The organism is Cryobacterium cryoconiti (assembly GCF_004403065.1).
GTDB lineage: Bacteria > Actinomycetota > Actinomycetes > Actinomycetales > Microbacteriaceae > Cryobacterium > Cryobacterium cryoconiti.
This window is the reverse complement of record NZ_SOHA01000005.1, coordinates 196493-221850: the sequence shown is the minus strand read 5'-3', so window position 1 is coordinate 221850 and position 25358 is coordinate 196493. Positions and strand designations below refer to the sequence as shown.

Here is a 25358-nt window from a genome sequence, read left to right as displayed (position 1 = left end):
CCTAGGCTGTGACACGTGAACGACATCCTCAGCTGGATCCTCGATACGGTCTCCAGCGTGGACCCCGTTCTGCGCACGCTGCTGGCCGGTTTCGGGATGCTGCTGGAGACATCCGTTCTCGTCGGCCTGGTCGTGCCGGGCGATTCCATCGTGATCGTGGCGAGCACGGCGGTGAGCAACGTGGCCGAGTTCCTGGGACTCGTCGTGGCGGTGATCGTGGGTGCCCTGATCGGGGAGAGCATCGGCTTCATGCTCGGTCGCCACTTCGGACCGTGGATCCGGATGAGCCGTCTCGGTCGGCGGCTCGGGGAGCGCAACTGGGCCCGGGCCGAGGTCTACCTCGCGCGGCGCGGCGGAATCGCCGTGTTCCTGTCGCGGTTCCTGCCCGTGCTGCACTCGCTGATCCCGCTGACCGTGGGCATGAGTCCGATGCCGTATCGCACCTTCATGAAGTGGACCGTGCCGGCCTGCGTGATCTGGGCGGTGGCGTACGTCTCGATCGGATCGGCCGCCGCCGAGGGTTACCGGGAACTCTCCGACCGGCTGCACTTCGCCGGGTACCTCTTCGTCGGTGCGATCACCGTCTTCGTGCTGCTTGTCTTCCTGGTCAAGCGGTGGCTGCACCGGCGTGAGGAACGCCACATGGAACAGCCGGGTCCCCCGGTCGGCTGACCGTGCGCCACGGGTCAGGCGCGCTCGGTCAGTGGGCCGGGCCGGGCACGACAACCCGTGCGGTGATCAGGTCGTCCGGCACGGGCGTGTGCGAGATGAGCAACACCGCTCGGCCGTCCTCCCGGGCCGTGACCAGGATGTCCCGCACAAGCCGGTCGCCCTGCGCCTCGTCGACGTTGGCGGTGGGCTCGTCGACGATGAGCACCGGGAAGTCCGCGAGCAGGGCCCGTGCCAGTGCGATCCGCTGCGCCTGACCGCCGGAGACCAGGGCGCCCCGTTCGCCGACCCGGGCGTCGAGTCCGCCGCGCCGGTTGGCCCACTCGCCCAGCCCGACCCGGTCGAGCACGTTCAGCAGGTCCTCGTCGGTGGCCGTCTCGCGAGCGAAGAGCAGATTCTGACGGATGCTGTCGTCGAAGAGCCAGGGCCTCTGCTCACACAGTCCCACCCGGCTGCGCACCTCGGCCGGGGCCAGCGTGCGCGCCTCGACGCCGTCGAGCCGGTAGGAGCCCGTGTAGTCGAGGAACCGCACCAACGTCTGGGCCAGGGTGGTCTTGCCTGCCCCGCTCGGGCCGGCCAGGTGCACGCGGTCCCCCGGCGCCAGCCTCAGTGTCACGCCGGAGACCGCCGGGGTCGGGGAACCCGGCCAGCGCGCCCCGACGTCGGTGAGTTCGAGAACGGGGCGCGCACCGATGGCCGCGACGACCGCCGCATCCGTCGCCCCGACAGCCGCCTCTTCCGGGATCTCCGCGGGCACCACGGTGGGCACGGCCGAGGCGACGCGCTGGGCGCTGGAGCGCACCTGGCGCCACACACCGAGCGCGAGCGGGATCATGGCGAACACCTCGAACACGGCCATGGGCACGAGCACCACCACGGCGAAACCCGGTCCGCTGATGCCGGCCGGCCCGGACAGAGCCGGGATGCCGACCCAGAGTGCGCCAACCGTGGCCAGTCCCGCGAACAGCGACAGCACGGCACCCTGCACGCCCACACCGAGCGACCGTCGGAGCGAGGCCCGGCGCAGCCGGTCGTCGGCGGCCGCGAGAGTGGCGAGACGGGCGTCGAGAGCACCGAACGCGGTCAGCACGTCGAGGTTCTCCACCACCTCGAGCACCTCGTCGGCGAGCGTCCCTCGGAGGGGTGCGAGCTGCCGCTCCGACCGGGCGGACAGCACAGTGGAGGCGATGGTGGCGAGCAGTCCACCGGCGAGCAGCGCGAGCGCGAGGGTGACGCCGGCGGCGGGCAGCACCAACCAGACGCCGACCACGCTCACGATCGCCAGGATCCCCGCCGTGGCCAGCGGCTGAACCACACGCAGCGGGAAATCCTGCAGGTCGTCCACGTCGCGCACCAGCCGGCTGAGCAGATCGCCGCGGCTCGTACCCCCGAGGCCGGCCGGAGCGAGTGGCAGAATGCGGGCGAACACGCCCAGACGCAGGTCGGCCAGCTGGCGGAACGCGGCGTCGTGACTGGCCAGCCGTTCCAGATAACGGAACGCGGACCGACCGAGCGCGAACGCACGCACGCCGACGACCGCCATCGAGAGGAACATGATCGGCGGTTGCTCGGCGGCACGGGTGATCAGCCACGCCGACGACGCCAGCAGAGCCACCGCGAAGAATGCGCTCAGCACACCCGCGGCGAGCCCGGGCGCGAAGCGTCGGGCGGGCGGTTGGGCCAGGCGCAGCACGGCGCGCACCTCATCCGGGGCCGCGACCGCCCTCTGCGTGGCGCCGGTACGGTCATCAGACATGGGCAACCTCGTTCAGGGCGACGATCTGGTCGGCGGCGTCCCGCAGGGCCGGCCGGTGGCTGACCACGATCACGATCCGACCCTCCCGCGCGAGCCGGCTCAGGCCGGCCACGAGAGCGGTTTCCGCCGCCTCGTCGAGGGCCGAGCTGGGCTCGTCGAGAACCAGCACGGAACAGTCATGGGTCGTGGCACGGTAGACGGCGCGGGCGGCCGCCACCCGCTGGGCCTGCCCGCCGGAGAGCCCCTGGCCGGCGACTCCCAGAACGGTGGCCGGGTGGAGATCGCCGGCACCGGCACTCTCCAGAGAGCGTCGCACGGTACCCAGGTCGACGGATGCGTCGCCGAGCGCCAGGTTGTCGGCGATCGTTCCCTGGAACAGCCCCGGCCGTTGCCCGGCCCACGCCAGCCAGGGTCGCGGTGCGCCCGGGGTCTGCACCGCACCGTTCAGCAGGATCCGCCCGTCGTACGGAACGAATCCCTGGAGGGCGGCAACCAGCGTCGACTTTCCGGCACCGCTCGGGCCAACGACCACGGCGAGTTCACCGGGACGGAACACGGCGCAAAAGCCCTGCACCGGGACATCCGTGCCACGCCGGATCGTGACGTGCTCGAACCGGAGCGCACCGGCATCCGCACGACCGAAGGAGGCAGCGGCAGCCGGGGCCGAGGACGGCGCCGGCGCCGATGGTGCCGCGCCGTCATCCTCGAGCAGGGCGAACACCTCTTCGGCGGCAGCGAGGCCATCGGCAGCGGCGTGGAACTGGGCGCCGACCTGCCGCACGGGCAGGAAGGCCTCCGGGGCGAGCAGCAGCACGAACAGACCCACACCGAGGGCGAGGCTGCCGTCGACGAGCCGCAGGCCGATCGACACGGCCACCAGGGCGACCGACAGGCTGGCCGCCAATTCGAGCACGAAGCCGCTGAGGAACGACACCCGCAGAACCTTCATGGTGCGGGTGCGGTAGTCCTCGGTGATGCTCTGCACGCGGGCGAACTGGCGACGTTCCCTCCCGTAGATCTTGAGGGTGCCCAGCCCGCCGACAAGGTCGAGGAACCCGGTCGACAGTCGCTGCAGGGAGTCCCACTGCTTGCGCTGCACGGCCTGCGTGGCCTGGCCGATCAGCACCATGAAGACGGGGATGAGCGGCAGCACAACGATGACCGTGATGCCGCTCGGCAGGTCCTGCCAGAGCATCACGAGAACGAGAAGAGGTGTGCTGATCCCCGCCAGCAGGAGCTGGGGCAGGTAGCGGGCGAAGTAGTTGTCGAGGGCATCCAACCCCTGGGTGACCAGGGTGGAGACGCCGGCGCTGGCCCGGCCGCTGAGCCAATCCGGACCCCGCTCGGCAACCCGGTCGAGAACCTGGCGCCGCAGCTGGCTCTTCACCTGGGCCGCCCCGCGGGTGGCAGCCACCTCGAGCAGCCAGACCAGCACGGCCCGCACCACGATGACACCGGCCAGGGTGCCGATGGTGCGGGACAGCGTGTCCAGCGAGGCACCCGTCAGCGCGAGGGTCACGCTCTGGCTGAGCAGCCAGGAGAACGCGATGATCGTGACGGTCTGCGCCAGTCCGAGCAGGGCGCCGACCGAGAGAAACCACCGGGCGGCGGTCGCATAGCGGAGAAGCCGTGGATCGAAGGGGCGCATCTGGTTCAGTGTACGGCGGACTCGACGTCGGCCGAGACCGTCGTGCGACTGAGGCGCTTACGGAGCACCCAGTAGGTCCACCCCTGGTAGAGGAAGATGACCGGCATGGCGAACAGGGCCGTCCAGCTCATCACCTGCAGCGTGTACGGCGAGGAGGAGGCGTTCTCGATGTTCAGGCTGTTCGCCGCGTCATTGCTCGCCGGCATCACGTCGGGGAACAGGGAGGCGAAGAGCGCCAGCACCGCGAGGGCGATGGTCGCGGCCATCAGGGTGAACGCCCATCCTTCGAACCCGCGCAGGTTGGCGAGGAACGAGGCGATCAGGGCGACGGCGGCACCGGCGGCCAGGGCCGCGGTCGCCAGACTGCCGTAGGCGAACGTGGTCCAGACCAGGAACGAGGCGGCCACCACGATGGTGATGACCCCGCTCTTCACGGCGAGCTTCTGGGCGCGCTGACGGATGTCCCCCTCGGTCTTCAGGGAGATGAACACCACGCCGTGGGTGAAGAAGAGGAGCAGCGTGGTGATGCCGCCGAGGAGGGCATACGGGTTCAGCAGGTCGAAGAAGGAGCCGATGTAGTTGAAGTCGGCGTCCAGCTGCACGCCGCGCACGATGTTGGAGAACGCCACGCCCCAGAGCAGGGCGGGAACGGCGGACCCGATCACGATCATGAGGTCGAAGCGTTTCTTCCACTCCGGTTCCGGCCGCTGGTGCCGGTATTCGAACGACACCCCGCGCAGGATGAGCGCGAGGAGGATCAGCAGCAGGGGCAGGTAGAAACCGCTGAACAGGGTGGCGTACCACTCCGGGAACGCGGCGAACAGAGCCGCCCCGGCCACGATCAGCCAGGTTTCGTTGAGGTCCCAGACGGGCCCGATCGTGTTGATGATGACCCGGCGGTCGAGGTCGTCCTTACCCAGGAAGGGCAGGGACATACCGACGCCGAAATCGAAGCCGTCAAGAACGAAGTAGCCGATGAAGAGTGCGGCGATGATCCAGAACCAGAGAATTGTGAGATCCATCATGCGCTCCTAGTAGACCGTGACCTGTGGCTTGATCTTGCCGGACACCGGGTCGGGTTCCGCCAGCGGGGCAGGCCCCTTCCGCACGGCCTGCAGGATCAACTTGAACTCGACGACGGCGAGGGCGCCGTAGATCAGCGTGAAGGCGATCAGCGAGATCAGGATCTCGAGGCCGCTGACGTTGGGTGACACGCCGTCCTGGGTGCGCAGGAGTCCGAAGACGAGCCAGGGCTGCCGCCCCATCTCCGTGAAGATCCAGCCGACGCTCATGGCGATCAGCGAGAACGGGAAGCTCCAGATCGCGATCTTCCAGACCCAGGTGGCCTTGGGGCTGCGCCCGTTGCGGGTCAGCCAGAGGCCGACCACGGCAACCATGATGTGCGCGATGCCCAGGGCGATCATCCAGCGGAAGGCCCAGTAGGTGATCCAGATGGTCGGTGTGTAGTCGCCGGGGCCGTAGAGGGTCTCGTACTGCGCCTGCAGGTTGTTGATGCCTTCGACGGTGCCGTTGAGGGTGTGGGTCGAGAGGAACGACAGCAGGTACGGGATGCGGATCGAGAACAGCTCGCTCACACCGTCGGGGGTGCCGAGGGTGAAGATCGAGAAGGATGCCTCGGCACCTGTCGACGTCTTGTACATCGCCTCGGCCGCGGCCATCTTCATGGGCTGCGCCGCCGTCATGGCCAGGCTCAGGGAGTCGCCGAAGAAGGTGGTGATCGCACCGGAGACCACCATCATCCACATGCCCAGTTTGAGCGCCGGACGCATGGTGTCCTCGTTCTGCTTGCGCAGGAGGTGCCAGGCGGCCACCGAGATGACGAGGCCCGACGACACCATGAAGCAGGCGAAGATCGTGTGCGGGAAGGACGCCAGGGCGATCGGGTTGGTCAGCAGCTCGCCGATGCTGGTCAGCTCGGCCCGTCCGCGCTCCTCGTTGATGCGGAAGGCGACCGGGTTCTGCATGAACGCGTTCGCCGCGAGGATGAAGTAGGCGGAGGCGATCGAGCCGGCCGTGGTCAGCCAGATGGTGGCCAAGTGGAGGCCGCGCGGCAACTTGTCCCAGCCGAAGATCCAGAGTCCGATGAACGTGGCTTCCAGGAAGAACGCCGTGATTCCCTCGAAGGCGAGAGGCGCGCCGAACACGTCACCGACGAAGCGGGAGTAGTCCGACCAGTTCATGCCGAATTGGAACTCCTGCACGATTCCTGTGACGACGCCCATGGCGAAGTTGATCAGGAAGATCTTGCCGAAGAAGTGGGTGAGCTGCAGGTACTTCGCCTTGTCCGTGCGCACCCAGGCGGTCTGGAAGAGGGCGACCGTGAACGCCAGGCCGATCGTGAGCGGGACGAAGAGGAAGTGGTACACGGTGGTCAAACCGAATTGCCATCTCGACAGGAGTAACGGATCCAGCCACTCGTTCATGCGCCCTCCAGCGTCATCGGGTTTCTACACTGTGTAGAACATTACTCTTCTACAGACCGTAGAATTGCGCGGAATCGCCCGCTAGACTCCCCCTTATGGGGAGTTTGGGTGCGCTGGAGCGACTGTTGATGGATGTGCTGTGGGACTCCGAGGAGCCTCTCGCCGCCACCGACCTCCGGGACCGGCTGCTCACCCCCGCCGCGGCCGCCGCGCGGCGCAAACCGCTCGCCACCACGACCGTCCTCACGGTCCTGTCCCGCCTCGAGATCAAGGGCTTCGTCAGCCGTGACCGTGGGAGTCGACCGCACCGCTACCAGGCCATGTCGACCCGGGCCGAGCACACTGCCGAGTTGATGCACGAGGTGCTCGGCTCGGCTCCCGACCGACAGGCCGCCCTGGCCCGCTTCATCGGAGACGTCACCCCGCAGGAGGCCGCGACGCTGCGCCGGCTCCTTGACGCCGCGCCCGTCGTTCACGAGTGATTCGCCGTCCGCAGGGAAACCGGTCGGAGGCGTCGTGTTCGCCACGGCGGTGATCCTCGGGGTGCTGGCCGTGCTGCTCGCCGGCCCGGTCCCCATCTGGCTCTCCGCTGCAGCCTGGCCGGCCCGCTCCCCCGCCGTGGCCCTGGTGCTGTGGCAGTCCATCGCCCTGGCCGGCGGGCTGTCCATGATCGGCTCGCTGCTCAGTTTCGGGCTGATCCCCTTCGGGGTGAACCTGTTCGACGGCATCCGGTCGCTGGGCGGGCATCTGGTGGCCGGCACGCTGCCGGACGAACCGTCGTTCGTCGCGGTCCTCATGCTCTGCTCAGCCATGATTCTCGGCAGCCACCTGTTGCTGAACCTGGCCGCGACTTTCTCCCGCGCCGAGAGGCAGCACCGACGGCATCGGCACCTGATCGGTCTGCTCAGCCAGCCGCTGGCTGACCATTCCGGCACTCGCGTGATCGAGCACGACGCTCCGGTGGCCTACTGCCTGCCCGGCGCGACCCGGTCGGCGACGGTGTTGTCGCGCGGGCTCCTGCAGTTGCTCGACGCCGAGCAACTTCGGGCGGTGATCGCGCACGAACATGCGCACCTGATCCAGAAGCATCACCTGGTGCTGCTCGCGTTCAAATCCTGGCACAGTGCGCTGCCGTGGTTCCCGATCGCCAATCGGGCCGAGAATGCGGTTGCGTTGCTGGTGGAGATGCTCGCCGACGATCAGGCGCGGCGCGTGGTCGACGACCGAACGCTGGCCACCGCGATCGCGCTGGTCGGGTCGGCACATCAGGTGGACCCGCTGGGAACGGATGTCGAACTCGCCGACGGCCCGGACCATCCGTTCGATCTCGTCACGCCCCGTGTGCGCCGGCTGATCTCGCCGCCGCCGCCTCTGCCCGCAGAGGCGGTGCTGGCGGTTGCGGCGTCGGCAGCAACGCTTCTGCTGCTGCCGACGCTGCTCCTGCTCCTCGGCTGAGGGCGGACCGCGCTCTAGAAGAGTTTCGCCTGCTCGAGCCAGGCGGTGGCGATCTTCTCGGCCGAGAGCTCGTCATTCACGCTCTCGGAGTTCAGACTGACCAGATCCTCGGCGGTCAGGGCGGCGCTGACGGCGTTGAGTACCTCGCCGGCCTTGGCGTCGACCTTGTCGGAGACCAGCGGTACGACGTTGTCGGCGAAGAACAGGCCATCGGGGTCGTCCAGGGCGACGAGGTTGTCCGACTTGATGTTCGGGCTGGCCGTGTAGACGTTCGTGATCTGGATCGCGTTGTCCACCAGGGCCTTGATCGTGAGCGGGCCGCCGCCATCCTCGATGGGCGTGAAGCCGGCGATGGGGATGCCGTACTTCTCGGTCAGGGTTGTCGGCCCGTAGGGGCGGGTCTCGAGTTCAGACGGGCCGCCCACGGTGATCGGCTCGGTGACGTTGGTGAGCGAGGCGATGTCGGTCAGGCTGTACTTGTCGGCGAAGGCCTGCGTGACGGTCCAGGAGTTCTGGTCGGTCGCCTCGGCCATGTCCAGCACGTTCAGCCCGTCCGGCAGCTGGTCTTTCAGCTGCTCGAAGGTTTCGTCGGCGGTGCCTCCGGCAGCGTCTGCGTTCAGGGCCTGCAGCAGACTGCCGGTGTATTCGGGGAAGACGTCGATGGCGCCGGACTCGATCTCGGGCAGGTACACCTCGCGCTGACCGATCTTGAAGTCGCGTTCGACCGTGAAGCCGTTCTCTTCCAGCGCCTGGGCGTAGATCTCGGCGATGATCTCGTTCGAGTAGTAGTCCTGCGAACCGATCACCAGGGTTGCTGAGCCCTCGTCAGTATTTCCGCTGTCCAGCGGATCACCGGACGCACACCCTGCAAGGGCTACGACGGCCCCAACCGCGACCGCGGCAACCGCCGCGAGCCGGCCTTTGTTTGCTGTGAACATTAGTGGGTTCCTTTCGTGATGGCGGGATCCATCCCCGGTCCAGGTCGGGCTGACCTGGAACGGTCGACTGGGGGGCGTCCGGCTGCGACGCCTCTGGGAACGACAAGTCGCTGCACGACGGTGAATATTCCCTCGAGGGTGAGGGCGAGCAGGATGACGAGCAGCGACCCGCCCAGCATCTCCGCGTAGTCGCGGGTTTTCAACCCGGCGAACAGGAATCGGCCGAGACCGAAATCCGCCACATAGGCAGCCAGGGTCGCTGTGGCCACGACCTGTAGGGTGGCCGAGCGGATGCCGGCGATCAGCAGGGGCAACCCCAGCGGCACCTCGACCGTGCGCACGATCTGCGCCTCGGACATCCCCACCGACCGGGCCGAATCGATCACGGCCCGATCGATGACCTCGAATCCGGAATAGGCGCCCGCGAGTATCGGCGGGATGGCCAGGATCGTGAGCGCCACATACGGCGCCCCGAGTCCGATGCCGACCCACAGCGCCACGAGAGTGAGCAGACCGAGGGTCGGGATGGCTCGAAGGCCTCCGGAAACGGCCACGGCCAGACCGCGGCCGCGGCCCGTGTGCCCGATCAGGAACCCGATGGGCACCGCGATCAGTGCGGCCAACGACACCGCCACGAGCGTGAACCCGAGGTGCTCGATGAGGCGCACGGGAATGCCGCCGGGACCGACGTAGTTGGCTGGGTCCAGGATCCAGTTCAGGGCGTCCACGAAGAGGTTCACGCCGACACCTCCGCGGCACGGGCGACGCGGAGCGCACGACGCCCTGCCGCCGCGAGGAGGGTCCAGGGCAGCAGAATCCGGCCGAGCAGAACGAGCGCCCCGTCGAGCAGCAGCGCCAGTGCCACCGTCAGCACGATTCCGGCGATGATCTCGGCCTGGATGCCGCGCTGGAAGCCATCCGTGAACAGACTGCCCAGACTCTGCGCACCGATCACGGCCCCCACCGTGGCCAGGCTGACGGTGCTGACGGCTACGACGCGAAGACCGGCCAGGAGCACGGGGCCGGCCATCGGGAGCTCCACCTGCCAGAAGATGCTCCAGCCGGAATATCCCACGGCCACGGCGGACTGCCGCACATCCTTGTCCACGGATGCGAGGCCGTCGGCAACGACGCGCACCATCAGTGCAACCCCGTAGAGGGTGAGGGCGATGATCAGGTTGAGCGGGGACCGCAGGCTGGTTCCCACGACGGCCGGGATCACGAAGAACAGCGGCAGCGACGGGATCGCGTAGAGCAGTCCGCTGGCCGTCAGGATCACACCGCGGCTGAGCCGGTACCGGTTGGCCAGCCAGCCCAGCGGCACCGCGAACAGGAAGCTGAGCAGGATGGGCGGCACACTGAGCACCAGGTGATCCAGGGTGCGATCCCAGAGCAGGTCGAGGTTCGACCAGATCCAGGTCACTGCGGCGCTCGGTGGTCCGGCGAGGCCTCGGGCCCGGTCGGCGCCACGAGCACGCCGGCCAGGCGACCCTCGGTGTCGACCAGGATGTCCGAGCCGCCGCGCCGTTCGACGTGCAGGGCTCGCTTGCCTCGGTCCGCGCCGACGAAGCTGGCCACGAAGTCGTCGGCCGGGTTCGAGAGGATGTCCGACGGCGACCCGACCTGGGCGATCCGCCCCCCGTCGCGGAGGATGACGACCTGATCGCCGAGCAGGAACGCCTCCTCGATGTCGTGCGTGACGAACACGACCGTCTTGCCGAGCTCGCTCTGCAGCCGGATCAGCTCCTGTTGCAGCTCGGCCCGCACGATCGGGTCGACGGCGCCGAAGGGTTCGTCCATCAGCAGGATGTTCGGGTTGACGGCCAGCCCGCGCGCCACGCCCACCCGCTGCTGTTGCCCGCCGGACAACTGGCTCGGGTACCGATCGGCCAGGGTACGGTCCAGCCCCACCGTGTCGAGCAGGGACAGAGCCTCCGTGCGGGCCGTCTTCCGAGGTACCCCGCGCAGAAGGGGCACGGTGGCGACGTTGTCGATCACGGTGCGGTGCGGGAGCAGGCCGGAGTTCTGCATCACATACCCGATGCTGCGCCGCAGCTTCACCGGTTCCAGCGCTGCGATGTCGGACCCGTCGATCTCGATCGTTCCGGCGCTCGGGTCGACCATCCGGTTGATCATGCGCAGCAGCGTGGTCTTGCCGGACCCGGACGACCCCACCAGCACCGTGGTCTGATGCGAGGGCAACGTCAGGCTGAAATCATCGACAGCGAGGGTGCCATCCGGGAACTGCTTGCTCACCGAGCGGAACTCGATCATAGAAATGGCTCATTCCTCGACGGCAGTCGACACGGGGCGGTACACCACCCAACCATCACCCGGCGGCGCCGACCAACCGGATACCGGTATTCCTAGCGAACGTTCGGCCCGTAGTACCCGGCAAGGTAGTCGCGCGTGACGACGCGGCACTCCGCAATGAAGCGCTCGTCGCCCTGAGGATCGGAACGGAACGCGCGGGACAGGATCGAGTCGCCCATCTCCACGGCGACCTCGAGCCGGAAAATCAGCTCGTCACCGCCGACCAGACCGAACTCTTCCACCAGCATTCCGGCCACCCGGCGGGCGAAGTAGCCCGATTCGGAATCTTCAACGTTGGTCGCGCCTTCGCGGTCGGAGAAATGCATGATGCGGAAGCCCGGCTCGGAGCGGTACAGATCAACGAAGGCGGTGATGGCCACGTCGACGATCGCCGACCAGTCCTTCGAAGCGCTGAGCGTGAGTTGCTCGGACACGCGGCGACGGAAGCGCAGCACGGCCCGCTCCCGCAAGGCCTGCAGCACCGCAACGCGGTCGGGGTAATACCGGTACACGGTGCCGATCGACGCTCCCGCGCGCTCGGCCACCATGGCGGTGGTGATGCGGTCGAAGCCCACCTCGTCCACGACAATGGCGGCTGCGTCGAGCAGACCGGACAGACGTGCTGTGCTGCGCTGTTGAATCGGCTCGATGCGGACCTGCTGGGCCGGCACAAAAGGATCCCCACCGAAAAGGTCACTGAGTGACACTTGTCCTCCTTGAGAGTAAGTGACTAATACTAGGGTGCGAATCGGCCTCGCCGGTTCTCGGCGCGCAATTCGGCCCGGACTGGCGGGAAAAACCCGTTTCGAGGCCGGGCGCGTCGCCGGCCCGGGCGCTCTCCGGCACACGCGTGCTGCCGACCACCCGCGCGCGCATGTCAGACTAGGGGGGTGCCGAAGTCGAAGTCTCCTCGAATACTGCCCCCGGGCACGCCAGCAAAGATGATGCACCGTGCCGCCCGGATCGAGGACTGGTTGCACTTCAAACGTGAACGGGCGGCCCGCAAGCGCGGGTACCTGCCCACAGTCATCCCGTATGCGGGCTATGGGTCGACCGAGTGGGTGCGCATCCTATGCCGGGTCCTTCTGGCCAAGCCGACCAAGGCCACGCCCGCCCTGACTCGCCGACACTGGCGCTCGGACCGTCGGGACGGAAGCATCCGCGGCTGGCGCAGCTTCACCAGCGTGCCGGTCAACGACGTGACGGTGACCATTGAGATCAACGGATTCTCGCACCGAGTGCAGGCCGACCGCGGCGGGGTCGTCGACACGGTCATCGCCGTGAGCCTCACACCCGGCTGGCACACGGCCCAGCTGCACACGGACGACACCGCCGCCCCGGTCGAGGCGCCGGTGTTCATCGTGGCCCCTGCGGTGACCCGCGGCATCCTCTCCGACGTCGATGACACCGTGATGGTGACCACGCTCCCCCGCCCGCTGCTGGCCGCGTGGAACACGTTCGTCCTCGACGAGCACGCCCGCGTTCCCACGCCCGGGATGGCAGTTCTGCTGGACCGCCTCGCGGCGGAGAACGAGGGTTCTCCGATGATCTACCTGTCGACCGGAGCGTGGAACGTCGCGCCGACGCTGACCCGGTTCCTGTCCCGCAACCTCTACCCCGCTGGCGCGCTTCTGCTCACCGATTGGGGTCCCACCCACGACCGCTGGTTCCGCAGCGGCCAGGATCACAAGCGGGCGAACCTGCGCCGGCTGGCACTGGAGTTCCCGGACATCCGCTGGATCCTGATCGGCGACGACGGCCAGCACGACGAAGCAATCTATAGCGAGTTCCAGCGCGAGTTCCCGGGCAGCGTGGAGGCCGTCGCGATCCGGCAACTCTCGCCCAGTGAGGCCGTGCTGGCCGGACGACGCATGAAAGACGGCCCGGGCGAACCGCGTGAGCGTTGGATGTACGGTCCGGACGGCTCCGCACTGGCCAGCCAGCTCGCCAAACAGGGCCTGATCTGAGGCAGCGTCGAGGCTAGGGCGCGGACGAGAGGATGCGGTCGAGGCCCCGGTTGATCTGGCGCGCCCAGAGCGGCCCGCGGTAGAGGAACCCGGTGTAGCCCTGCACGAGCGTAGCGCCAGCGGAGAGGCGCTCGGCCACGTGCTCCGCGGTCTCCACACCGCCCACGGAGATCACGCAGAGCTCGCGAGGCACGGCCTGGCGGATCAGCCGCAGAACGGCCAGCGAACGTTCTCGCAGTGGAGCGCCGGAAAGGCCGCCGGCGCCGGCGGCCACGACCGTGGCGGCATCCGTCGTCAGGCCCGCGCGGGACACGGTGGTGTTCGTGGCGATGATGCCGTCGAGGCCCAGCTCCACGACGAGGGCGGCGATGCGCGTCACCTCGTCGTCGTCCAGGTCGGGGGCGATCTTCACGAGTAGCGGTGTGGCGCCGGCCTCGGCCTGCACCGCCCGCAGCAGCGGAGCCAGCTGGTCGAGTTCCTGCAGTCCTCGCAGGCCGGGGGTGTTCGGCGAGCTGACGTTCACCACCAGATAGTCGGCCAGGGGGGCCAGCAGTGCGGCGCTGACCAGGTAGTCGGCCGTGGCGTCCTCGACCGCGGTGACGCGGCTCTTGCCGATATTGATGCCGAGGACGGGCCGACCGGCAACGGAACGAACGTGCGCCAGACGCACCCGGGCGGCACGGGAACCGGAGTTGTTGAAGCCCATCCGATTGATCACCGCACGGTCAGCGACCAGGCGGAAGAGTCGCGGTTTCGGGTTGCCGGGCTGGGCGACGGCCGTGATCGTTCCGACTTCGACGTGCCCGAAACCGAGCTGACCCAGCCCGATGACGGCCTCGCCGTCTTTGTCGAACCCCGCGGCGACACCGAAGGGAGACTCGAAGCGCAGGCCGAGGGTGTGCACCGACAGGTCCGTGCGCGGTCGCGTGAAGCGGTGGACCAGCCTGCCGACCCCGAGCGCGGGCAGCGCCCGAATCACGGTGAACGCCAGGTGGTGCGCCCGCTCGGGATCGAGGCGGGTCAGAACGATCCTGAAAACGAGCGGGTACACCGGGGCTCCTACAGTTCGGTCGAGTGGACGGCGCCGGCCGCAGGGGCGGCGTCGGAGGCCGACTCGGTGCGGGAACCGTGCTCGGTGCGCAGCACGGCGATCGCCGCCTCGAAGTCCTCGAGTGAATCGAAGTCCTGGTAGACGCTCGCGAATCGCAGGTAGGCAACCTCGTCGAGTTCGCGCAGCGGCGGCAGGATGGCGAGCCCGACCTCGTTCGCCTTCACCTGCGACGAACCCGTCTGCCGGATGGTCTCCTCCACCCTCTGGGCGAGCAGGGCCAGGTCCGAATCCGTCACCGGGCGACCCTGGCAGGCCTTGCGCACGCCGGCCACGATCTTGTCGCGACTGAACGGTTCGACGACCCCGCTGCGCTTGACGATGTTGAGGCTGGCGGTCTCGGTGGTGCTGAAACGCCGGCCGCATTCGGGGCACTGCCGACGCCGCCGGATGGAGAGTCCGTCGTCGCTGGTGCGCGAGTCGATGACTCTGGAATCCGGGTGGCGGCAGAACGGGCAGAACATGGTGTGGCCAGCCTACAGCGCTGTCGTGAAGCGGGCCGTGACGGCGTCACCGTGCGCGGGCAGCGCCTCGGCCGTGGAGAGGGCGGCAATGTGGTCGGCGACCTCGCGCAGGGCCTCCCGGCTGTACGAGACGACCTGCTGCGGGCGGAGGAACGTGTAGGCGCCGAGTCCGGAGGAGAACCGGGCCTGACCCCCCGTCGGCAGCACGTGGTTCGAGCCGGCAACATAGTCGCCGAGGCTCACGGGCGAATGCGGGCCGAGGAAGATGGCGCCGGCGTTCTCGATCAGGGCGAGTACGGCATCCGGGTCGCTCGTCTGGATCTCGAGGTGCTCGGGGCCGAACGCGTTGCTGAACGCGGCTGCGGCGGCCAGGTCGTCCACGAGCACGATCCCGGACTGGCGTCCGTTCAGGGAGGCGGTGACCCGGATGCTGTGGGTCGTGCTCTGCATCAGGTCGACCAGGTGCCGGGAGACCGCGTCGGCGAGCTCGGCCGAATCGGTGACCAGCATGGCCGCGGCCAGTTCGTCGTGCTCGGCCTGGCTGACCAGGTCGGCCGCGACGAAACGCGCGTCGGCGGAGGCATCCGCGATCACCAGGATGTCCGTGGGCCCGGCTTCGGAGTCGATTCCGGTCACACCGCGTACGAGACGCTTGGCGGCGGCGACGTAGACGTTGCCGGGGCCGGTGACGAGCTGCACCGGATCGAGGCCCAGACCCGGGACGCCGTACGCGAACGCGCCGACCGCGCCGGCACCGCCCATGGCGTAGATCTCGTCGATGCCGAGCAGGCCCGCCACCGCGAGGATGGTGGGGTGCACGCGGCCGTCGAAGTCGCTCTGCGGCGGCGACGCAAGGGCGATGGAGGAGACGCCGGCGATCTGGGCCGGAACGACGTTCATCACGACGCTCGACGGGTAGACGGCCTTGCCACCGGGAACGTACAGGCCGACGCGGTTGATCGGCTGCCAGCGCTGCGTGATGGTCGCGCCGTCCGCGATGGTGGTGGTGCAGAGGGGCGGAACCTGGGCGGCACTGGCGATGCGCACGCGACGGATGGTCTCCTCGATCGCCGTGCGCACGGCCGGGTCGAGCCCGGCCAGAGCTTCGCTGATGTGGGACGCGGGAACACGCACCTGGGCCGGACGAACCCGGTCGAGACGTTCCGCCTGGTCGAGGAGGGCTTCCTCGCCCCTGGCCCGTACGTCATCGATCAATTTGGCTGCGACATCACTCGCGGCGGTCACGTCGGTGAGCGCACGGGGTACGGCTGCAAGCAATTCCGCCGGAGTGGGCCGGGTCCCTCGGAGGTCAATAATCTGGATCATCGCGTTCCAGCCTAGCCATCAACTCGCACTGGCCGGGAATAGGCTGAACGTCGAGGAGATTGATCCATTCAGATGAGTGACACCGAAGTACCCCAGACCGGCGCCGTACCCCTGGCCGAAGATCCCAACGCACCCCTGGATCTGGCCGCTTTCAAACACGCTTTCCGGCGTCACGCCGCCGGTGTCGCGGTGATCACCGCGCTGCGGCCGGACGGGATCCCGGTGGGATTCACGGCAACCTCCCTAGCGTCACTGTCGTCGGTTCCGCCGCTGGCCACCTTCAACATGGCCCGGTCGGCCAGCACATGGCCGGCGATCGCCGAGAGCGAGCGGGTCGTCATCCACATCCTCGGGGCGCGGAGCCGCGCCGTGGCCGAGGTCATGTCGGGTCCCGCCGACCAGCGCTTCGTCGGCGACCACTGGCAACCGGGGCCGCACGGTCTCCCCGTGCTCCGGGGCGTCACCTCGTGGATGGTCGGGCGCATCATCGAGCGCACCCTCGTGCACACCAGCGCCGTCGTTGTGGTCAAGATCGAGCAAGGCGGCCTGGGCGAGAACGATGAGGCCCTGCTGTACTACGACCGCACCTACCGCGTGCCCGGCGCCGAGGTCTAGCTTCCGGCCTGCTCCGCCTTGGCCTCGTCCCGCAGGCGGCGTCGCTCGGCCTCGACCACGGCGGCCTCCTCCGGCGTGGGGGCCGTGCCGCCCAGGTGCCGGGGCTGCCACCACTGGCCGCTCCCATCCACCGGGTAGGCCTTCTGCAGGCCGTCGACGAGCCCCTGCAACGTCTCGTGCAGCGCCGCGGTCAGAGTCTGTGGGTCCTCTCCCTCGGCAACCGTGAAGGGCTCGCCCACGGCGAAACGAACCGGCACGCCGAACACCTCGCGCAGGGCCGGCTTGTGATTCTTGGTGAGCACGCGGTGACCACCCCAGACGGCGATCGGGATGACGGGGACCCCGGCCTCGGCGGCCATCCGGATGGCACCCGATTTCAGCTCACGCACCGTGAAGGACGCGTTCACGCCGCCCTCCGGGAAGACCCCGAGCAGCTCTCCTTCTCTCAATGCGGCCACGGCCTGGGCGTACGCCGCGGCGCCGGCCTTCATATCGACCGAGATGTGCCGCATGCCCCGCAGCAGCACGCCGACGAGCTTCTGGTCGAAAGCGCCTTTTTTGGCCATGAAGCGGATGTGGCGCCGGTTCTTGTGCCACAGCATCCACTCGACCAGGGCGAAATCCATGTAGCCGAAATGGGTGATGGCGAGCACCGCTCCCCCGGTGTCAGGCAGATTCTTCAGCCCGGTGACGGACGGCTTCAGCCGGAGCAGCCCGAAGACGGTCCGACCCGCCAGAATCGCCGTTGCGTACAGAGGTTCCCGCGTGCCTGTGCTCATGATTCAAGGCTACGACGTGTGAACGGTTTTCCCCGACGCGATCCACGCGGTTCCGCACTTTTGCCAGAGTTCCCCCTCGCAGAGTCCCCTGCGGAAGCCGGCGCACTTTCCAGCGTGCGCCGGCTTCCGTACCCTGCGCCGCCGGCTACTGGTCTCTCCGCGTCATGTTCTTGCGTTCGATGGCGTCGGTCATCCGGGTGCGTGACTTCGTCACGCTCCGCCACTTGCGTGCCCCCGTTTCGAGCCAGGGTGGTGCCATGATCTGCACGGCGCCGCGGACCATGCGGATCGCCCAGCCGGAGGCGGCGAGGTAGCGGTGGTGCCACCAGCACAGGCAGACGCCGTTGTCGGTGTGCGTGGGCCCGCCCTCGGAATGCGGGATGACGTGGTGGATCTCGGTCATGCCGGCCGGGATCTTGCAGCCCGGGATGATGCATCGTTCGTCGCGGAGCTGGATGGCCCGGCGTTGTGCCGGGGTGAAGCAGCGTTCGGGTGAGCCGAGCTTGATGATGCGGCCCTCGTCGTTGATCACGACCTTCTGCTGTCCGCCGGTGCTGATCAGATCCTTGACGGCGGTGATCGGGATCGGGGAATCGACGCCGTCGATCCAGCCGACGCCGCGGCCCTGACCGAAGTCCGCGTTGAGGTCCTGTTCCCGCACGCTGACCAGCACCGTGGCGGGGGCGCCGCCGATGGTCGGTGCCTCGCCGGCGCGGGAGGCGACGTCGAGGATCACGGCGAGCACGTCGTGCCGGCGCTGGTCGGGCGTGCGGTCGTCCCGTTCGAGCAGCGCCTGCTCCCGCGCCTGCTCCGGTGTGAGCCCCTCCCGGTTTGTGTCGGCGTCTTCCTCGGTGTGGAAGGCGACCGGAGCGCTCTTGGGCGAGAGATACGCGTCGAACAGGCGACGCAGCTTGCCGGCGATCTCCGGCATCAGGGCGCCCGAGACGGGCACCACCCCCTCCCGTTCCCGGCCGAGCCGGAACGACCGCGCGACCACGGCGTGGTCGTCGGGCCGGGACCCGTCGGGCGCAAGCACGGCCCTCCACACGGAGCCCTGCAGCCGGATCTCGTCCGCCGACACAGGCACCGGGGTTTCCTCGCTCGTTCCGGTGGCTGCGGCCACCAGCTCGCTCTCGGCCGCCTGCACCGAGTCCAGGTCGGTGCAGCGCAGCGTGGGCGTCAACGCCGTGAGGATCGCGTCGGCCGTGTCGACCCCGATCGCGCCGGAGGCGAGGCCGGCCGCGGTGGCGGGGAAGGTGGGTGGCACGGGTTCGCCGCCCAGGGAGAGGCCGGTGCGGAGCTGCTTGCCCAGCCGCATCCGTCGCCCCGCGGTCGGCCCGGACACCAGCGTCACGCGCTCGAGCAGTTCGCCGGCGGTGCGGCAGCCCTTCGTCGCCGACAGCTGAGCAGTGCCGAACTCCGGGCGGGACCGGTCGGCGACCTCCCCGGCCGCAGCGACCCGCAGGGCGTCGACCCGTCGGCCGAGCGCCTCGACCGCCGTGGCCACCTGCAGCAACCCGTCGTCGTCGAAGCTCCGCACCCCCGCACACGCCAGCGTCGACCCGAGTTCACCCGCCAGAGCATGCAGCTCGGCGACCACCCGCGCGGCAGCGGACGGGCCGGGCGCGGCATCCGCTGCGAGCGTTTCTGTGGGGTCGGTCACAAGATGATTCTAGCTCAGTTAGAACATAGAATCTAGAGTCACGCGAACAGGTTCATTAATTTTCGAAGATAAAGACGATCACTGGTCTAGGTCAGGCAGTTCGGCCCGAGCAGGCTCTTGAGCTCCCCGAACAGATCGGCGCTGACCTTCACCTGGTGGGGCAGTTCGAAGACCCGCGCCACAGTGCCCTTCACCAGCTTGAGTCGCACCTCCGACTCTCCGATATGGCGCGTGATGACCTCGCCCAACGCCGTCACGGTGTCGGTCGTCGCCCGCGACTCGGCCAGGGTAATGGTCAGCGTTCCCGTATCGGCGGCCTGGCCCAGATCTGGTGCGAAGATGCTGTACGCGTGCAGGTTCATGCCGTCATCGCGCAGGCTCACCCGGCCCCGCACGACCACGACCGAGTCGCTGATCAGGTCGGGCGAGAACTCCTGGTACGCCTTGCCCATGAACATGACGGCGATTTCGCCGCCGAAGTCCTCGACCTGGATGATGCCGTACTGGTTGCCCGACTTCTTCGCGATCCGGTGCTGCACGCTCGTGATCAGCCCGGCGATGGTGACCGTGTCGGCATCCTGGGTCTGCTCCGACCCCACCAGGTCCACGATGGTCGTGCTGGCGTGCTTGGCCAGCGGGATTTCCAGCCCGGCCAGCGGATGGTCGGACACGTACAGGCCGAGCATGTCGCGCTCGAGTGCGAGCTTTTCCTTTTTGCTCCACTCGGGTCGGTCAGGGACCTGCTCGGTCTCCTGCGGGTCGTCGAACAGGCTGTCGAAGTCGAAACCGACCATGCCGTGCTGTTCGTCGCGCTTGATCTTGACCGCGGATTCCACCGCGCCCTCGTGGATCTCGAACATGGCCCGGCGGGTCGATCCGAGCGAGTCGAAGGCGCCGGCCTTGATCAGGGACTCGACCGTGCGCTTGTTGGCCACCGGAATCGGCACCTTGCGCAGGAAGTCGTGGAATGACTCGAACGCGCCCTTCTCGGTGCGGGCGGCGCGGATCGCGTCGACCACGTTGAAGCCCACGTTACGCACCGCGCCGAGCCCGAACCGGATGTCCGTGCCCACGGCGGCGAAGTACCCGATCGATTCGTTCACGTCGGGCGGCAGCACCTGAATGCCCATCCGTCGGCACTCGTTCAGGTACAGCGCCAGCTTGTCGCGGGAGTCGCCGACGCTGGTGAGAAGCGCGGCCATGTACTCGGCCGGGTATTTCGCCTTGAGGTAGGCCGTCCAGTAGGAGAGCACCCCGTAGGCGGCCGAGTGGGCCTTGTTGAAGGCGTAGTCGGAGAACGGCAGCAGGATGTCCCAGACGGTCTTCACGGCCTCCATGGAGTACCCGTTGGCGACCATCCCGCCGGAGAAGCCCTCGAACTGCTTGTCCAGCTCCGACTTCTTCTTCTTGCCCATTGCCCGGCGTAGCAGGTCGGCCTGGCCGAGGGAGAACCCGGCCAGCTTCTGCGCGATCGACATGACCTGCTCCTGGTACACGATCAGGCCGTAGGTGGTGCCGATGACGTCTTTCAGCGCCTCCTCGAGTTCCGGGTGGATCGGGATGATCTCCTGCTGCCCGGTCTTGCGCAGCGCGTAGTTGGTGTGGGAGTTGGCGCCCATGGGGCCGGGCCGGTACAGCGCGATAACGGCCGAGATGTCCTCGAAGTTGTCAGGCTTCATCAGCCGCAGCAGCGATCGCATGGGACCGCCGTCGAGCTGGAACACTCCGAGAGTGTCACCGCGGGCGAGCAGTTCATAGGCGGCCGGGTCTTCGAGGCCGAGCTCTTCGAGCACGGGGCGGTGCCCGCGGTTCACCGCGATGTTGTCGAGCGTGTCATCGATGATGGTGAGGTTGCGCAGCCCCAGGAAGTCCATTTTGATCAGGCCGAGGGCCTCCGACGCCGGGTAGTCGAACTGCGTGACGACCTGGCCGTCAGCTTCGCGCTTCATGATCGGGATGATGTCGATCAAAGGGTCGGAGCTCATGATCACGCCCGCCGCGTGCACGCCCCACTGGCGCTTGAGGTTCTCCAGGCCGAGGGCGGTGTCGAAGACGGTGCGGGCCTCCGGGTCGGACTCGATCACGGCGCGGAAGTCAGCGGCCTCACGGTAGCGCGCGTGGTCCTTGTCGAACATGCCGGTCAGCGGCACGTCCTTGCCCATGATTGCCGGCGGCATGGCCTTGGTCAGCTTGTCGCCCATGCCGAAGGGGAAGCCGAGCACGCGGGAGGCGTCCTTCAGTGCCTGCTTGGCCTTGATCGTGCCGTAAGTGACGATCTGCGCGACGCGCTCCTCGCCGTACTTGTCGGTCACGTAGTGGATGACCTCGCCGCGGCGGCGCTCGTCGAAGTCCACGTCGAAGTCGGGCATGGAGACGCGGTCGGGGTTGAGGAACCGCTCGAAGATCAGTCCGTGCACGAGAGGGTCGAGGTCGGTGATTCCCATGGCGTAGGCCACCATCGAGCCGGCGCCCGAACCACGCCCGGGACCCACCCGGATGCCCTGCTGCCTGGCCCACATGATGAAGTCGGCCACGACGAGGAAGTAGCCCGGGAACCCCATCTGGATGATGATGCCGATCTCGTAGTCGGCGCGCTTCCGCACCTCGTCCGGGATGCCGTTCGGGTAGCGCTTGGCCAGCCCGATCTCGTTCTCCTTGACGAACCAGCTCTCCTCGTTCTCCCCCTCGGGGCAGGGGAACCGGGGCATGTAGTTGGCCTTGGTGTTGAACTCCACCTGGCACCGCTCAGCGATCAGCAGGGTGTTGTCGCAGGCTTCCGGGTGGTCCCGGAACAGGTGCCGCATCTGCGCGGCGGTCTTCAGGTAGAACTCGTTGGAGTCGAACTTGAAGCGGTTGGGATCGTCGAGTGTCGAGGCCGACTGCACGCAGAGCAGGGCCGCATGAGCCGTCGCATCATGTGCGTGGGTGTAATGCAGGTCGTTGCTGGCCACGAGCGGCATCTTCAGTTCACCGGCGAGTTTGAGCAGGTCGGTCATGGTGCGGCGCTCGATGTCGATGCCGTGATCCATGATCTCGCAGAAGAAGCTCTCCTTGCCGAAGATGTCCTGCAGCTCCCCAGCGGCCTTCTTCGCCTCGTCGTACTGGCCGAGGCGTAGTCGGGTCTGCACCTCGCCACCCACGCACCCGGTCGTGCCGATCAGTCCCCCGGAGAACTCAGAGAGCAGTTCCCGGTCCATCCGGGGCTTGAAGTAGTATCCCTCCAGGCTGGCTTTCGACGACAGGCGGAACAGGTTGTGCATGCCGGCCGTGGTCTCGGACAACAGCGTCATATGCGTGTAGGAACCGGCGCCACCGACGTCGTCGCGGTTCTGGCCGCTGGTGCCCCACCGCACCCGGGTCTTGTCCCGCCGGTTGGTTCCGGGGGTGATGTACGCCTCCGTGCCGATGATCGGCTTGATGCCGGCCTCGGTGGCGGTGCGCCAGAAATCGAACGCACCGAACATGTTGCCGTGGTCGGTGATGGCGACCGCGGGCATCCCCTGCTCGATGGCCGCGTTGATGAGCGGCTTGACCCGCGCCGCGCCGTCGAGCATCGAGTACTCGCTGTGCACATGCAGGTGCACGAAGGAATCCTTCGATCCGCCCGACTTATTCTGAGAGGACAAAACGGCTCCGTGGTGTTGGAATTGGTCGCTACGGGTCAGGCGTCGCGCAGCACGTCGAGGGCGTGCGCGAGGTCGGTCGGGTAGTCGGTGGTGAAGGTGACCCACTCCCGGGTGTCCGGGTGGTGGAAGGCCAGTTGCTTGGCGTGCAGCCACTGCCGCGTCAGGCCGAGACGCGCCGTGATGGAGGGATCGGCGCCGTACATGGCGTCGCCGACGCACGGATGCCGCTGGGCGGCCATGTGCACCCGGATCTGATGGGTGCGTCCTGTCTCCAGGTGTACCTCCAGCAGCGACGCTGACGGGAATGCTTCGAGCGTCTCGTAGTGGGTGACGGAATCCTTGCCGCCCGCGATGACCGCGAACTTCCAATCCGACCGTGGGTGGCGGCCGATCGGGGCGTCGATGGTTCCCGTGCTCGGATCGGGGTGCCCCTGGACGACGGAATGATAGATCTTCTCGACCTCGCGGTCGTGGAAAGCACGCTTGAGCGCCGTGTACGCGGTCTCCGACTTGGCGACGACCATCAGGCCGCTGGTACCGGCGTCGAGGCGGTGCACGACCCCGGCCCGCTCGCTCGCCCCGGAGGTCGCGATGCGGTAGCCGGCGGCGGACAGCGCACCCACCACGGTGGGACCGGTCCAGCCCACGCTCGGGTGGGCCGCGACCCCGGACGGCTTGTTGATGACCACGATGCTCTCGTCGTCGTGCACGATCGTGAGGTCCGGGACCGCGATAGGTACGATCGCCAGGGCTTCCCGGGGCTGCCAGGACACTTCCAGCCAGGCTCCCCCGTGCAGCCGGTCGGATTTGCCGACCACGACACCGTTGAGGGTGACCCCGCCGGCCTCGCAGACATCAGCGGCGAAACTGCGCGAGAAGCCGAGGAGCTTGGCGATTCCGGCGTCGACGCGAACTCCGGCGAGGCCGTCCGGGAGAGGAAGAGAGCGTGTTTCCATGGGGAGAATCAGGGTGCTATCTGGGTGGGGGTGGCCTCGGACGAGTCCGACGCGTCGGCGCGGCGCCCGTCGAGACCGATCCCGCGAATGGTCAGGTACATGAAGATGATCATGCTCGACACGATCGCCATATCGGCGACATTGTAGATGGCGGGGATCAGCCAGGGCGTGGAGATGAAGTCGATGACATGCCCGAGACCGAAGGACGGCTCCCGCAGCAGCCGGTCGGTCAGATTTCCCAGAACCCCACCGAGCAGCAGCCCGAAGACCACAGCCCAGGTCAGCGAACGGATGCGCCCGGCGAACCAGACGAGGAGTCCCACCACCGCGACGGCGATGATGGAGAAGATCCAGGTCATGCCGGAAGCCATGGAAAAGGCGGCGCCCGGGTTCCGGACGAAGTGCATGTACAGCACGTCTCCCAGAACCCGGACGATGTCACCCTCGGTCAGCGTGCTGACGACGAGGTACTTGCTGATCTGATCCAGAGCGTAGATCCCCATGGCCACCACGGCCAGGAGGATCAACGCACCGTGGCGCTTCTTCGTTGGAACCCTAGGCGCCAAAGCTCTGGTAGCTCGGCTTCGAGGCGTTGCTCGCCTCGACCGGCGACGTGGCGTCGAGGTCGTGCAGCTGGGTCTCGATGTAGCTCTTCAGCTTCTGGCGGTACTCACGCTCGAAGGTGCGCAGGTCATCGATCTTGGTCTCGAGAACGGAACGCTCCTGGTCGAGAACGGTGAGCTGGGCGCGCTGCTTGGCTTCGGCCTCGGCCACGAGACGGGCTGCGGTGGCGTGGCCTTCGGCGATGAGTGCATCGCGCTTCTCGGCACCCTCCTTGACGTGCTCCTCGTGCAGGCGGCGCGCCAGCTGGAGAAGGTTCGTCGTGCCGGCGGTCTCGTCGATCGGCTCGGCGACGACCGGAGCGGCCACGGGTGCGGCAACGACGACGGGAGCCGCAACGGGCTCCACGACGGCCTCAGGGACCGGTGCGGACTCGAGAACAGGCTCAGCTGCGCCGCCACCGGAGGAAACGCGAGCCTTGAGCTCTTCGTTCTCCGCAGTCAGTCGCCGAAGTTCAACGACGACCTCGTCGAGGAAGTCATCGACCTCGTCCTGATCGTATCCTTCGCGAAACTTAGTCGACTGGAACCGCTTGTTGACTACATCTTCCGGAGTTAGCGCCATGGCTTTCCACCCTTAAAACTTAGATTGCGAACATTTGTTTGCGTTCAACCAACGCTATCAAGGTCCGACGACGAGTCGAACCGCGTCAGCCCAGCACGCCGTCGGACCAGAATACATGCCAAGCCCGGGACGAACGGTATCTACAGGCGCATGAACCCGGTGATCGACATCGCGACGATGACACAGAGCATGGTGATGCTCCAGCCGAAGTCGAAGGCGATCGGCCCCACACGCAACGGCGGCAACAGCCGACGGAAGAACTTGATGGGCGGATCGGTCAGCGAGTAGGCCAGCTCGATCAGGACCAGCAGGAAGCCCTGCGGCCGCCAGGACCGGTTGACGCTGCGCACGAGGTCGATGATGAACCTCCCCCACATCACGAAGAAGTAGAGCAGGAGCGCGTAGTAGGCGATCGTTCCGATCACGTTCACGAGGAACACGGTGGG

At 67.7% G+C, this 25358-nt stretch carries 24 protein-coding genes; 5 read left to right on the top strand and 19 right to left on the bottom strand.

The window, feature by feature from the left end:
• The first annotated feature begins 15 nt into the window (after nucleotides 1–15).
• Nucleotides 16–672 carry a DedA family protein gene (locus tag E3T49_RS02400; protein WP_134423135.1) on the top strand — a complete coding sequence of 219 codons (657 nt, stop codon included), beginning with the start codon at nucleotides 16–18 and terminating at the stop codon, nucleotides 670–672.
• 28 nt (nucleotides 673–700) lie between these two features.
• On the opposite strand, the gene cydC is transcribed toward E3T49_RS02400, so the two are convergent.
• Genes cydC through E3T49_RS02380 form a run of 4 tightly spaced genes read right to left on the bottom strand, consistent with a single transcriptional unit; the run spans nucleotide 701 to nucleotide 6517 of the window.
• Nucleotides 701–2425: a thiol reductant ABC exporter subunit CydC gene (cydC, locus tag E3T49_RS02395; protein ID WP_134423133.1), complete on the bottom strand. Its 1725-nt coding sequence runs from the start codon at nucleotides 2423–2425 to the stop codon at nucleotides 701–703.
• Entirely contained in the window at nucleotides 2418–4073 is a 1656-nt protein-coding gene (gene cydD, locus E3T49_RS02390) for a thiol reductant ABC exporter subunit CydD (protein WP_134423131.1), read from the bottom strand. The genes cydC and cydD overlap by 8 nt, the downstream gene beginning before the upstream one ends.
• 5 nt (nucleotides 4074–4078) lie before the next feature.
• Nucleotides 4079–5095 carry a cytochrome d ubiquinol oxidase subunit II gene (gene cydB / locus E3T49_RS02385; RefSeq protein WP_134423129.1) on the bottom strand — a complete coding sequence of 339 codons (1017 nt, stop codon included), beginning with the start codon at nucleotides 5093–5095 and terminating at the stop codon, nucleotides 4079–4081.
• Between the two features lie 9 nt (nucleotides 5096–5104).
• A complete protein-coding gene (locus E3T49_RS02380) occupies nucleotides 5105–6517 on the bottom strand; it encodes a cytochrome ubiquinol oxidase subunit I (RefSeq protein WP_134423127.1) in 1413 nt (470 codons plus the stop codon).
• Nucleotides 6518–6612: 95 nt separating this feature from the next.
• Between E3T49_RS02380 and E3T49_RS02375 the strand changes: the two genes are divergently transcribed.
• Together E3T49_RS02375 and E3T49_RS02370 are read left to right on the top strand one after the other, a co-directional pair.
• Nucleotides 6613–6999, top strand: coding sequence for a BlaI/MecI/CopY family transcriptional regulator (locus tag E3T49_RS02375; protein WP_134423125.1), 387 nt, complete (start codon nucleotides 6613–6615; stop codon nucleotides 6997–6999).
• Nucleotides 7000–7033: 34 nt separating this feature from the next.
• Nucleotides 7034–7972: a M56 family metallopeptidase gene (locus tag E3T49_RS02370; RefSeq protein WP_134423123.1), complete on the top strand. Its 939-nt coding sequence runs from the start codon at nucleotides 7034–7036 to the stop codon at nucleotides 7970–7972.
• A 14-nt stretch (nucleotides 7973–7986) separates the two neighbouring features.
• Here E3T49_RS02370 and E3T49_RS02365 read toward each other — a convergent pair whose 3' ends face one another.
• The 5 genes from E3T49_RS02365 to E3T49_RS02345 form a co-directional block, all read right to left on the bottom strand.
• On the bottom strand, nucleotides 7987–8910 hold the full coding sequence (locus tag E3T49_RS02365) for an ABC transporter substrate-binding protein (protein WP_134423121.1): 924 nt from the start codon (nucleotides 8908–8910) through the stop codon (nucleotides 7987–7989).
• Nucleotides 8910–9650: an ABC transporter permease gene (locus E3T49_RS02360; protein WP_134423119.1), complete on the bottom strand. Its 741-nt coding sequence runs from the start codon at nucleotides 9648–9650 to the stop codon at nucleotides 8910–8912. Before E3T49_RS02360 ends, E3T49_RS02365 begins: the two co-directional genes overlap by 1 nt.
• Nucleotides 9647–10333, bottom strand: coding sequence for an ABC transporter permease (locus E3T49_RS02355; RefSeq protein ID WP_134423117.1), 687 nt, complete (start codon nucleotides 10331–10333; stop codon nucleotides 9647–9649). Before E3T49_RS02355 ends, E3T49_RS02360 begins: the two co-directional genes overlap by 4 nt.
• On the bottom strand, nucleotides 10330–11184 hold the full coding sequence (locus E3T49_RS02350) for an ABC transporter ATP-binding protein (RefSeq protein ID WP_134423115.1): 855 nt from the start codon (nucleotides 11182–11184) through the stop codon (nucleotides 10330–10332). Before E3T49_RS02350 ends, E3T49_RS02355 begins: the two co-directional genes overlap by 4 nt.
• Before the next feature lie 92 nt (nucleotides 11185–11276).
• The gene (locus E3T49_RS02345; RefSeq protein ID WP_134423113.1) at nucleotides 11277–11930 is read right to left on the bottom strand and encodes a TetR/AcrR family transcriptional regulator; all 654 of its coding nucleotides are present in this window, start codon (nucleotides 11928–11930) and stop codon (nucleotides 11277–11279) included.
• Nucleotides 11931–12164: 234 nt separating this feature from the next.
• Between E3T49_RS02345 and E3T49_RS02340 the strand changes: the two genes are divergently transcribed.
• Nucleotides 12165–13190, top strand: coding sequence for an App1 family protein (locus E3T49_RS02340; protein ID WP_134423111.1), 1026 nt, complete (start codon nucleotides 12165–12167; stop codon nucleotides 13188–13190).
• Between the two features lie 13 nt (nucleotides 13191–13203).
• On the opposite strand, the gene E3T49_RS02335 is transcribed toward E3T49_RS02340, so the two are convergent.
• The 3 genes from E3T49_RS02335 to hisD are packed head-to-tail and all read right to left on the bottom strand — an operon-like array spanning nucleotide 13204 to nucleotide 16088.
• A complete protein-coding gene (locus tag E3T49_RS02335; protein ID WP_134423109.1) occupies nucleotides 13204–14241 on the bottom strand; it encodes a quinone-dependent dihydroorotate dehydrogenase in 1038 nt (345 codons plus the stop codon).
• 8 nt (nucleotides 14242–14249) lie between these two features.
• Nucleotides 14250–14762 (bottom strand): transcriptional regulator NrdR, encoded by a 513-nt coding sequence (gene nrdR, locus E3T49_RS02330; RefSeq protein WP_134423107.1) that lies wholly within the window; start codon nucleotides 14760–14762, stop codon nucleotides 14250–14252.
• A 12-nt stretch (nucleotides 14763–14774) separates the two neighbouring features.
• The gene (gene hisD, locus E3T49_RS02325) at nucleotides 14775–16088 is read right to left on the bottom strand and encodes a histidinol dehydrogenase (RefSeq protein ID WP_134423105.1); all 1314 of its coding nucleotides are present in this window, start codon (nucleotides 16086–16088) and stop codon (nucleotides 14775–14777) included.
• A gap of 72 nt (nucleotides 16089–16160) precedes the next feature.
• Here hisD and E3T49_RS02320 point away from each other — a divergent pair, with 72 nt between their 5' ends.
• Nucleotides 16161–16703 (top strand): flavin reductase family protein, encoded by a 543-nt coding sequence (locus E3T49_RS02320; protein WP_134423103.1) that lies wholly within the window; start codon nucleotides 16161–16163, stop codon nucleotides 16701–16703.
• Here E3T49_RS02320 and E3T49_RS02315 read toward each other — a convergent pair.
• The 7 genes from E3T49_RS02315 to E3T49_RS02285 all read right to left on the bottom strand — a co-directional run bounded on the left by E3T49_RS02315 (nucleotide 16700) and on the right by E3T49_RS02285 (nucleotide 25352).
• Nucleotides 16700–17482 carry a lysophospholipid acyltransferase family protein gene (locus E3T49_RS02315; RefSeq protein ID WP_134423101.1) on the bottom strand — a complete coding sequence of 261 codons (783 nt, stop codon included), beginning with the start codon at nucleotides 17480–17482 and terminating at the stop codon, nucleotides 16700–16702. The two genes, E3T49_RS02320 and E3T49_RS02315, sit on opposite strands and share 4 nt — an antisense overlap.
• 145 nt (nucleotides 17483–17627) lie before the next feature.
• Nucleotides 17628–19145: an HNH endonuclease signature motif containing protein gene (locus E3T49_RS02310; RefSeq protein ID WP_134423099.1), complete on the bottom strand. Its 1518-nt coding sequence runs from the start codon at nucleotides 19143–19145 to the stop codon at nucleotides 17628–17630.
• An 86-nt stretch (nucleotides 19146–19231) separates the two neighbouring features.
• The gene (gene dnaE / locus E3T49_RS02305; RefSeq protein WP_134423663.1) at nucleotides 19232–22699 is read right to left on the bottom strand and encodes a DNA polymerase III subunit alpha; all 3468 of its coding nucleotides are present in this window, start codon (nucleotides 22697–22699) and stop codon (nucleotides 19232–19234) included.
• 107 nt (nucleotides 22700–22806) lie between these two features.
• On the bottom strand, nucleotides 22807–23727 hold the full coding sequence (locus tag E3T49_RS02300; RefSeq protein WP_134423097.1) for an RluA family pseudouridine synthase: 921 nt from the start codon (nucleotides 23725–23727) through the stop codon (nucleotides 22807–22809).
• 8 nt (nucleotides 23728–23735) lie between these two features.
• On the bottom strand, nucleotides 23736–24254 hold the full coding sequence (gene lspA, locus E3T49_RS02295; protein ID WP_134423095.1) for a signal peptidase II: 519 nt from the start codon (nucleotides 24252–24254) through the stop codon (nucleotides 23736–23738).
• 28 nt (nucleotides 24255–24282) lie between these two features.
• Entirely contained in the window at nucleotides 24283–24912 is a 630-nt protein-coding gene (locus tag E3T49_RS02290; protein WP_134423093.1) for a DivIVA domain-containing protein, read from the bottom strand.
• Between the two features lie 140 nt (nucleotides 24913–25052).
• Nucleotides 25053–25352 (bottom strand): YggT family protein, encoded by a 300-nt coding sequence (locus tag E3T49_RS02285; protein WP_134423091.1) that lies wholly within the window; start codon nucleotides 25350–25352, stop codon nucleotides 25053–25055.
• Between the last annotated feature and the right edge of the window lie 6 nt (nucleotides 25353–25358).

Bases quoted from the DNA above. Each gene is read 5' to 3' on its own strand.
- cydC (WP_134423133.1), bottom strand. From the start codon at position 2,425: ATGTCTGATGACCGTACCGGCGCCACGCAGAGGGCGGTCGCGGCCCCG.
- cydD (WP_134423131.1), bottom strand. From the start codon at position 4,073: ATGCGCCCCTTCGATCCACGGCTTCTCCGCTATGCGACCGCCGCCCGG.
- cydB (WP_134423129.1), bottom strand. From the start codon at position 5,095: ATGGATCTCACAATTCTCTGGTTCTGGATCATCGCCGCACTCTTCATC.
- E3T49_RS02380 (WP_134423127.1), bottom strand. From the start codon at position 6,517: ATGAACGAGTGGCTGGATCCGTTACTCCTGTCGAGATGGCAATTCGGT.
- E3T49_RS02375 (WP_134423125.1), top strand. From the start codon at position 6,613: ATGGGGAGTTTGGGTGCGCTGGAGCGACTGTTGATGGATGTGCTGTGG.
- E3T49_RS02365 (WP_134423121.1), bottom strand. From the start codon at position 8,910: ATGTTCACAGCAAACAAAGGCCGGCTCGCGGCGGTTGCCGCGGTCGCG.
- E3T49_RS02350 (WP_134423115.1), bottom strand. From the start codon at position 11,184: ATGATCGAGTTCCGCTCGGTGAGCAAGCAGTTCCCGGATGGCACCCTC.
- E3T49_RS02340 (WP_134423111.1), top strand. From the start codon at position 12,165: ATGATGCACCGTGCCGCCCGGATCGAGGACTGGTTGCACTTCAAACGT.
- nrdR (WP_134423107.1), bottom strand. From the start codon at position 14,762: ATGTTCTGCCCGTTCTGCCGCCACCCGGATTCCAGAGTCATCGACTCG.
- hisD (WP_134423105.1), bottom strand. From the start codon at position 16,088: ATGATCCAGATTATTGACCTCCGAGGGACCCGGCCCACTCCGGCGGAA.
- E3T49_RS02320 (WP_134423103.1), top strand. From the start codon at position 16,161: ATGAGTGACACCGAAGTACCCCAGACCGGCGCCGTACCCCTGGCCGAA.
- E3T49_RS02315 (WP_134423101.1), bottom strand. From the start codon at position 17,482: ATGAGCACAGGCACGCGGGAACCTCTGTACGCAACGGCGATTCTGGCG.
- dnaE (WP_134423663.1), bottom strand. From the start codon at position 22,699: ATGCTCGACGGCGCGGCGCGGGTCAAGCCGCTCATCAACGCGGCCATC.
- E3T49_RS02300 (WP_134423097.1), bottom strand. From the start codon at position 23,727: ATGGAAACACGCTCTCTTCCTCTCCCGGACGGCCTCGCCGGAGTTCGC.
- E3T49_RS02290 (WP_134423093.1), bottom strand. From the start codon at position 24,912: ATGGCGCTAACTCCGGAAGATGTAGTCAACAAGCGGTTCCAGTCGACT.